This is a genomic window from Tistlia consotensis USBA 355, assembly GCF_900177295.1.
Taxonomy (GTDB): Bacteria; Pseudomonadota; Alphaproteobacteria; order Kiloniellales; family DSM-21159; genus Tistlia; species Tistlia consotensis.
Genome location: NZ_FWZX01000036.1, coordinates 53,835 through 61,583 on the forward strand (window position 1 = coordinate 53,835; position 7,749 = coordinate 61,583).

General features: G+C 71.3%; 7 protein-coding genes. All 7 read left to right on the top strand.

The genetic code is table 11. From position 1 onward, the window contains the following. The first annotated feature begins 48 nt into the window (after positions 1-48). Positions 49-1,173, top strand: a complete 1,125-nt coding sequence (locus B9O00_RS27940) for an efflux RND transporter periplasmic adaptor subunit (RefSeq protein ID WP_085126017.1) — start codon at positions 49-51, stop codon at positions 1,171-1,173. 23 nt (positions 1,174-1,196) lie between these two features. After that, a complete protein-coding gene (locus B9O00_RS27945) occupies positions 1,197-4,346 on the top strand; it encodes an efflux RND transporter permease subunit (RefSeq protein WP_085126018.1) in 3,150 nt (1,049 codons plus the stop codon). A gap of 331 nt (positions 4,347-4,677) precedes the next feature. Next, positions 4,678-5,490 carry a 3-oxoadipate enol-lactonase gene (pcaD, locus tag B9O00_RS27950; RefSeq protein ID WP_085126019.1) on the top strand — a complete coding sequence of 271 codons (813 nt, stop codon included), beginning with the start codon at positions 4,678-4,680 and terminating at the stop codon, positions 5,488-5,490. Beyond that, the gene (pcaC, locus tag B9O00_RS27955; RefSeq protein WP_367575473.1) at positions 5,480-5,884 is read left to right on the top strand and encodes a 4-carboxymuconolactone decarboxylase; all 405 of its coding nucleotides are present in this window, start codon (positions 5,480-5,482) and stop codon (positions 5,882-5,884) included. Before pcaD ends, pcaC begins: the two co-directional genes overlap by 11 nt. 5 nt (positions 5,885-5,889) lie before the next feature. Next, the gene (gene pcaH, locus B9O00_RS27960; protein ID WP_085126020.1) at positions 5,890-6,615 is read left to right on the top strand and encodes a protocatechuate 3,4-dioxygenase subunit beta; all 726 of its coding nucleotides are present in this window, start codon (positions 5,890-5,892) and stop codon (positions 6,613-6,615) included. A gap of 4 nt (positions 6,616-6,619) precedes the next feature. Continuing rightward, positions 6,620-7,255, top strand: coding sequence for a protocatechuate 3,4-dioxygenase subunit alpha (gene pcaG, locus B9O00_RS27965; RefSeq protein ID WP_085126021.1), 636 nt, complete (start codon positions 6,620-6,622; stop codon positions 7,253-7,255). 259 nt (positions 7,256-7,514) lie between these two features. After that, positions 7,515-7,749: helix-turn-helix domain-containing protein (locus tag B9O00_RS27970; protein WP_143596371.1), on the top strand; the 235-nt coding region annotated here is incomplete at its 3' end.

Consider the following 7,749-nt stretch of genomic DNA (forward strand, 5'->3'; position numbering starts at 1 on the left):
TCAGCGGCGACAGCTCTCTTCCCGCAGCGTTCGGAAAGGTGATCGCCGATGGCCCGAGACGGGGTGGCGCAGGCTTCGACGGTCGGATGCCGGCTCGGTGCCGTCCTGGCGGCGCTGCTGCTGGCGGCGGCCCCTGGGGCGTCCCCCGCGGCGGCCCAGCAGCGGGCCGGGCCGGCGGTGCCGGTGATCGTCAAGCCGGTCGAGCGCACGACCTTCTACGACCGGGTCGAGGCGGTCGGCAGCCTCAAGGCCAACGAGACCGTCATCCTTTCCGCCAACGTCAGCGAGCGCATCGTCGAGCTGCTGTTCGACGACGGCCAGCAGGTCCGCCAGGGCGACCTGCTGGTGCTGCTGGAGCAGGCCGAGGAGCGCGCCTCGGTCAGCGCCGCCGAGGCCGTGCTGGCCGAGCGCAAGGCCGCCTTCGGCCGCTCCTCCAAGCTGCAGCAGCAGCAGTTCTCGACGGCGGCCCAGCTCGACGAGCGGCGCGCCGCGCTGCAGCAGGCCGAGGCGGACCTGGAGATCGCCCGCGCGCGCCTGCAGGACCGCACGATCCTGGCGCCCTTCGACGGCGTCATGGGCCTGCGCAACGTCAGCGTCGGCACCCTGGTCCAGCCGGGCGACCCGATCGCCACCCTGAGCGACCTCTCGCCCCTCAAGCTCGACTTCGCCGTGCCCTCGAGCTTCCTAACCGCGCTCAAGCCCGGCCTGGCGATCGAGGCCCGCTCGACCGCCCTGCCCGACCGGACCTTCGACGGCCTGGTCAAGAGCGTCGAGTCGACGGTCGACCCGGTGACCCGCTCGATCACCGTGCGGGCGGTCGTGCCGAACGACGACGGCGCCCTGCGCCCCGGGCTGGTGATGACCGTGGCGCTGCTGAAGAACCCGCGCCAGGCCCTGGTCGTGCCGGAGGAGGCGCTGGTCCCCTACGACCGGCGCAACTTCGTCTTCGTCGTCGCCGAGGAGGCCGGCCGCACGGTCGCGCGGCGCCTGCAGGTCGAGCCCGGCGCCCGGCGCCCGGGCGAGGTCGAGATCCTGAAGGGCCTCGCCGAGGGCCGGCAGGTCGTCGTCCAGGGCACCCTGAAGCTGGAGGACGGCGACGCGGTGCGCCTGCTCGGCACGGAGAGCGAGGACAACCCGGTGCCGGCGATCCTCAAGGGCAAGGCGGGCGGCTGAACGGCGATGGAGCACGCCACGCCATGATGCTCTCCGACCTCTCGGTCAAGCGGCCGGTCGTCGCGGCGGTCATGAGCCTGCTGATCGTCGCCTTCGGCCTGGTCGCCTTCCAGCGCCTGCCGCTGCGCGAGTACCCGGACATCGACCCGCCGGTCGTGACCATCGACACCGAGTACCCGGGCGCCGCCGCCCAGGTCATCGAGACGCGCATCACCGAGGTCATCGAGGACCGCATCGCCGGCATCGAGGGCATCGCCTTCATCGAGTCCTACAGCGAGGACGGCCGCTCGCGCATCTCGATCGAGTTCAACGCCAACCGGGACGTCAACGCCGCCGCCAACGATATCCGCGACCGGGTCTCCGGCGTCGTCGACAACCTGCCGGCCGACGCCGACCCGCCGGACATCCAGAAGGCCGATTCCAGCGACGACGTGATCATCTGGCTGAACCTGGCCAGCGACCGGATGAACGTGCTGCAGCTGACCGACTACGCCGACCGCTACCTGGTCGACCGCTTCTCGACCCTCGACGGCGTGGCGCGCGTACGGGTCGGCGGCGGCCAGACCTATGCCATGCGGATCTGGCTCGACCGCCTGGCCCTGGCCGCCCGCGGCCTGACCGTCGCCGACGTCGAGGACGCCCTGCGCGCCGACAACGTCGAGCTGCCGGCCGGCTCCATCGAATCGGTCGAGCGCAACTTCACGGCGCGCATCGAACGCAGCTTCCGCAACGCCGACGACTTCGCCCGCCTGGTGCTGAAGCGCGGTGCCGACGGCTACCTGGTGCGCCTCGGCGACGTGGCGCGGGTCGAGCAGGCGGCGGTCGAGACCCGCACCTTCTTCCGCGGCAACGGCGAGCCGATGGTCGGCATCGGCGTCATCAAGCAGTCCCAGGCCAACACCCTGGACGTGGCGCGCGCGGTGCGCGAGCTCAGCGCCAGGATCAACCCGACCCTGCCCCAGGGCATGGAGCTGCGCCAGAGCTACGACAGCAGCGTGTTCATCCAGGGCGCGGTCGACGAGGTCTACAAGACCCTGGCGATCGCCATCGTCCTGGTCGTCTCGGTGATCTACCTCTTCCTCGGCTCGGTGCGCGCCATGCTGGTGCCCGCCGTCACCGTGCCGGTCTGCATCGTCGGCACCTTCATCGTGCTCTTCGCGCTCGGCTTCTCGATCAACCTCCTGACCCTGCTCGCCCTGGTGCTGGCGATCGGCCTGGTCGTCGACGACGCCATCGTGGTGCTGGAGAACATCCACCGGCGCATCGAGGACGAGGCCGAGACGCCGCTGGTCGCGGCCTTCCGCGGCACCCGCCAGGTCGGCTTCGCGGTGATCGCGACGACCGCCGTGGTGATCGCCGTCTTCGTGCCGATCACCTTCATCCAGGGCGACCTGGGGCGGCTGTTCAGCGAGTTCGCCATCACCATGGCGGCGGCGGTCTTCCTCTCGGCCTTCGTCGCGCTGTCGCTCTCGCCGATGATCGCCTCCAAGGTGCTGAAGCAGGGCGAGCGGGCGAGCCTGCTGGTGCGCCTCGCCGACCGCGGCTTCGCGGCGACCCGGCTCGGCTACCAGCGCCTGCTGCGCGGCGCCCTCAGGCTGCCCTGGCTGGCGATCCCGGCCTTCCTGGCGACGCTCGCGGCCGGCTGGTGGCTCTACCAGCAGGTGCCGAGCGAGTACGCGCCGAAGGAGGACCGCGGCGCCTTCTTCATCGCCGTCAACGGCCCGGAGGGCGCCTCCTTCGAGTACATGACCGACTACATGGACGAGATCGAGGCGCGCCTGCTCCCCTACCTCGAGCGCGGCGAGTTCCAGCGTCTGCTGGTCCGCGCGCCGCGCGGCTTCGGGCGCATCGAGTCCTTCAACTCCGGCTTCGTCGTGGTCGGCCTCGCGCCCTGGGGCGAGCGGCCCGGCGCCTGGGACATCATGGCCGAGCTGCGCCGCAAGTTCGCCGACCTGCCGGGCGTCAGGGTCGTGCCGATCATGCGCCAGAGCCTGGGTGGCGGCTCCTCGGTGCCGGTGCAGTTCGTGATCAGCGGCGGCACCTACGACCAGCTGGCGCGCTGGCGCGACACCCTGATGAAGGCGATCCGGGCCGACAACCCGGGCCTGGTCAACCTCGACGACGACTACAAGGAGACCAAGCCGCAGATCGCCGTCTCGATCGACCGCGACCGGGCCGGCGACCTGGGGGTCAGCGTCAGCACCGTCGGCCGCGCGCTCGAGACCTTCATGGGCGGCCGGGCGGTGACGACCTTCATCGCCGACGGCAAGGAGTACGACGTGCTGGTCGAGGGCGAGAAGAGCGACCAGCGCACGCCGACCGACATCAACAACATCTACGTCCGCTCCGACGCCTCGGGCGTCCTGGTGCCGCTCGCCGACCTGGTGAAGATCGACGAGTACGCGGGCCCCAGCCAGCTCAACCGCTACAACCGCCTGCGCTCGATCACGATCAGCGCCAACCTGGCCGAGGGCTACTCCCTGGGCCAGGCCCTCGACTGGCTGACCGCGCTGGCCCGCGCGAAGCTGCCCGAGCAGGCGGTCGTCGACTACAAGGGCCAGTCGCGCGACTTCAAGGAATCCGGCGGCTCGCTGACCTTCGTCTTCATGCTCGGCATCGTCGTGGTGTTCCTGGCCCTGGCCGCCCAGTTCGAGAGCTTCGTCCATCCGGTGGTCATCATGCTGACCGTGCCGCTGGCCGTCGCCGGCGCCCTGGCCGGCATCTGGCTGACCGGCGGCACGCTCAACATCTACACCCAGATCGGCCTGATCATGCTGGTCGGCCTCGCCGCCAAGAACGGCATCCTGATCGTCGAGTTCATCAACCAGCTGCGCGAGGAGGGCCTGGGCTTCGCCGAGGCGGTGATCGAGGCCTCGGGCATCCGCCTCCGGCCGATCCTGATGACCGCGATCACCACCGCGGCCGGCGCGGTGCCGCTGATCCTCTCCGGCGGCGCCGGCGCCGAGACCCGCTCGGCGATCGGCGTGGTGATCCTGGCCGGCGTGATCTCCTCGACCCTGCTGACCCTCTTCATCATCCCGCTGGTCTACTACCTGGTCGCGCGCGGCACGCCGGAGCGCGGCGCCGTCGCCCGCCAGCTCGACGACGAGCTGGAGCGCCACCGCCGGCCGCTGCTGACCCTGCGCCCCGGCAAGCGGGACGCGGCGGAATAGCGCGGGAGTGACGCGCCCTTCCGTTTCTTCTCCTCGCCGCCCCCGGGGGGCGGAGAGGCCGGGAGAGGTGGGGGTGTTCCCGCTCTTCCCCATACGCCACCGCTCGAGGCAACGTCGCCCCACCTCTCCCCGCCCCTCTCCGCCCCCCGGGGCGGAGAGGGAGGCCTGCTCGCACCGAGCCCTCCCTGCGGGCGTGCGACTTCGCGATCTAAGAACTTCGTGATCTAAGTCATTCCACGGAGCGTCCTTCTGCTCTAGGCTCGCGCCCGTTCAAGCGGTCGGCCGGGGTCTCGGCCGCACCGGAGAAACGGGAACGGGGGAAGGAGAGGCGATGCGGGCGACGCTGGCGAACGGCCAAGCGCTCTGTTTCAGCGACGAACGGCTCGGCGACGGGGGCCCACAGGACGCGCCGGCCCTGGTCTTCACCAATTCGCTCGGCACCGACCTCCGGGTCTGGGACCCGCTGCTGCCCTGCCTGCCGGCCGGCCTCAGGATCCTGCGCTTCGACCAGCGCGGCCACGGCCTGTCCGACTGCCCGCCCGGCCCCTACACGATCGAGGCCCTGGCCGACGACCTGGAGGCCCTGCTCGAGGCGCGCGGCGTCGGCCGTGCCGTGATCGTCGGCCTGTCGGTCGGCGGCATGATCGCCCAGGCCTTCGCGGCGCGCCGGCCGGACAAGGTCGCGGCCCTCGTCCTCTGCGACACCGCCCACAAGATCGGCACGGCCGAGATGTGGCAGACCCGCATCGACGGCCTCATGAAGGGCGGCATCGTCTCGCTCGCCGAGCCGATCCTGGAGCGCTGGTTCTGCCCCGCGTTCCGGAAGGAGCGGCCGGCCGAGCTGGCGATCTGGCGCAACATGCTGGTGCGCACGCCGCTCGAGGGCTACGTCGCGACCTGCGCGGCGATCCGCGACGCCGACCTGACCGCCTCGGCGGCCGGGCTGACGATGCCGGCGCTCTGCCTGGCCGGCGCCGAGGACGGCGCGACGCCGCCGGCCCTGGTGCGCGAGCTGGCCGGCCTGCTGCCCGACGCCCGCTTCGCCGTGATCCCGGCGGCCGGCCACCTGCCCTCTGTCGAGCAGCCCGAGGCGCTCGGCAGCCTGATCGCCGAGTTCCTGAAGGAGCGGAAACTTGCCGGCTGACGAGACGAAGATGCCCGCCCAGGACCGCTACGAGGCCGGCATGAAGGTCCGGCGCGAGGTGCTGGGCGAGGCCCACGTCGCCCGCGCCGAGGCCAACAAGACCGCCTTCGACGCCGACTTCCAGCGCTTCATCACCGAGACCGCCTGGGGCTCGCTCTGGTCGCGGCCGCACTTCACCCGGCGCGAGCGCAGCCTGGTCACCATCGCGCTGCTCGCCGGCCTCGGCCGCGAGGAGGAGCTGGCCCTGCACTTCCGGGCGATCCGCAACACCGGCGCCAGCGAGGACGACGTCAAGGAGATCCTGCTGCACGTCGCGGTCTATGCCGGCGTGCCCGCCGCCAACAGCGCGATCCGCATCGCCAAGACCATCTTCGCCGAGCAACCCGAGAGCTGAATCCCATGGCTGGAATCGACGAGTTCTACCAGCGCGACCGGGACGTCCACCCGGCCGCCTACGCCCCCGGCTACAAGACCAGCGTCACGCGCTCGCCGCGCTTCGCGCTGATCTCCCTGGCCCAGAGCCTGTCCGAGGCGACCGGGCCGCTGTTCGGCGAGGACGCGATCGCGCCGCTCGACAACGACCTGATCCGCAACTACGGCGGAGGGGGCGATGCGATCGGCGAGCGCATCATCGTCCACGGCCGCGTGCTCGACGAGAACGCCCGGCCGGTGCCGAACGCCCTGATCGAGGTCTGGCAGGCCAACGCCGGCGGCCGCTACCGCCACGTCCGCGACAACTACCTGGCGCCGCTCGACCCGAACTTCGGCGGCTGCGGGCGCTGCCTGAGCGACGCCAACGGCTACTACTTCTTCCGCACGATCCGCCCGGGCCCCTACCCCTGGCGCAACCGGATCAACGACTGGCGGCCGGCGCACATCCACCTCTCGATCTTCGGCGACGCCTTCTGCCAGCGGCTGATCACCCAGCTCTACTTCGAGGGCGACCCGCTGATCCGGACCTGCCCGATCGTCAACGCGATCGCCGACAAGGACGCGGTCGAGCGCCTGGTCGCCCGGCTCGACCAGTCGGCCGGGGTGCCGCTCGACTGCCTGGCCTACCGCTTCGACATCGTGCTGCGGGGCCGCCGCCAGACCCTCTTCGAGAACAAGCTGCAGGGCGCGTGAGACCATGAGCAAGACCGCCTACCCCTTCCGCCAGCTGCAGGAGACGCCGTCGCAGACCGCCGGCCCCTACCTGCACATCGGCATGGCCCCCGCCGCCGCCGGCCTGCCCGAGCGCAGCCAGCAGCTCGACAACGTCATCGCCGGCGCCGCCGTCGAGGGCGAGCGCATCCGCATCGAGGGCTACGTGATCGACGGCGCCGGCCACAAGGTGAAGGACGCCGCCGTCGAGGTCTGGCAGGCCGACGCCAAGGGCCGGTTCCCGACCGCGCCGCTCGGCGAGAGCGCCTTCCGCGGCTGGGGCCGCGCGGTCTGCGACTTCGAGACCGGCATCTACTGGTTCGAGACCGTGAAGCCCGGCCCGGTGCCGGGGCGCGCCGGACCCGACGGCAAGCCCGCGGTCTCGGCGCCGCACCTCAGCCTCTGGGTCGTCGCCCGCGGCATCAACATCGGCCTCAGCACCCGCCTCTACTTCGACGACGAGGCCGGCGCCAACGCCCAGGACCCGGTGCTGAAGCTGGTCGAGCACGTCGGCCGACGCGACACCCTGGTCGCCAAGCTGGAGAAGCGCGCGGGCGAGTCCGTCTACCGCTTCGACATCGTGCTCCAGGGCGAGGGCGAGACCGTCTTCTTCGACGTCTGAGGGCCGGGGCACGCGGATCGGCGCGCCCGTCTTCCAATCGCGTCAGCCCCCAATTCGCGCCGCCTCCAGTTCGCTTCATGGTGAGCCTGTCGAACCCCGCGCAGCGGGGCGCGGAGCGCGAGCGAAGCGGGCGCAGACCGTGCCAACTTCGCTTCGCCCTTCGACAAGCTGTATAGACCGGAGAGATGGTGGACGGGTGTTCGGGGACATGGTGGACGCATTCTGATCGGCATTGAGGGTCTCATGAGGGAGGCTTTCGATGCCCTGGCAGGAGGTGTCGATCGTGTCGCAGCGTCGGGAGTTCGTGCTTTTGGCGAGCCGGGAGGGGGCGAACAAGCGCGCTCTGTGCCGGCGCTTCGGGATCAGCCCGACGGTCGGCTATCGCTGGCTGGCGCGCTATCGCGCGGCGGGCCTGGCGGGCCTGGAGGACCGCTCGCGCCGGCCGCTGCATTCGCCGAACGAGACGCCGGTGGCGATCCAGGCGGCGGTGGTCG

Coding starts and splice junctions, on each gene's coding strand:
- B9O00_RS27945 (WP_085126018.1), top strand. CDS start 1,197: ATGATGCTCTCCGACCTCTCGGTCAAGCGGCCGGTCGTCGCGGCGGTC.
- pcaH (WP_085126020.1), top strand. CDS start 5,890: ATGGCTGGAATCGACGAGTTCTACCAGCGCGACCGGGACGTCCACCCG.
- B9O00_RS27940 (WP_085126017.1), top strand. CDS start 49: ATGGCCCGAGACGGGGTGGCGCAGGCTTCGACGGTCGGATGCCGGCTC.
- pcaD (WP_085126019.1), top strand. CDS start 4,678: ATGCGGGCGACGCTGGCGAACGGCCAAGCGCTCTGTTTCAGCGACGAA.
- pcaG (WP_085126021.1), top strand. CDS start 6,620: ATGAGCAAGACCGCCTACCCCTTCCGCCAGCTGCAGGAGACGCCGTCG.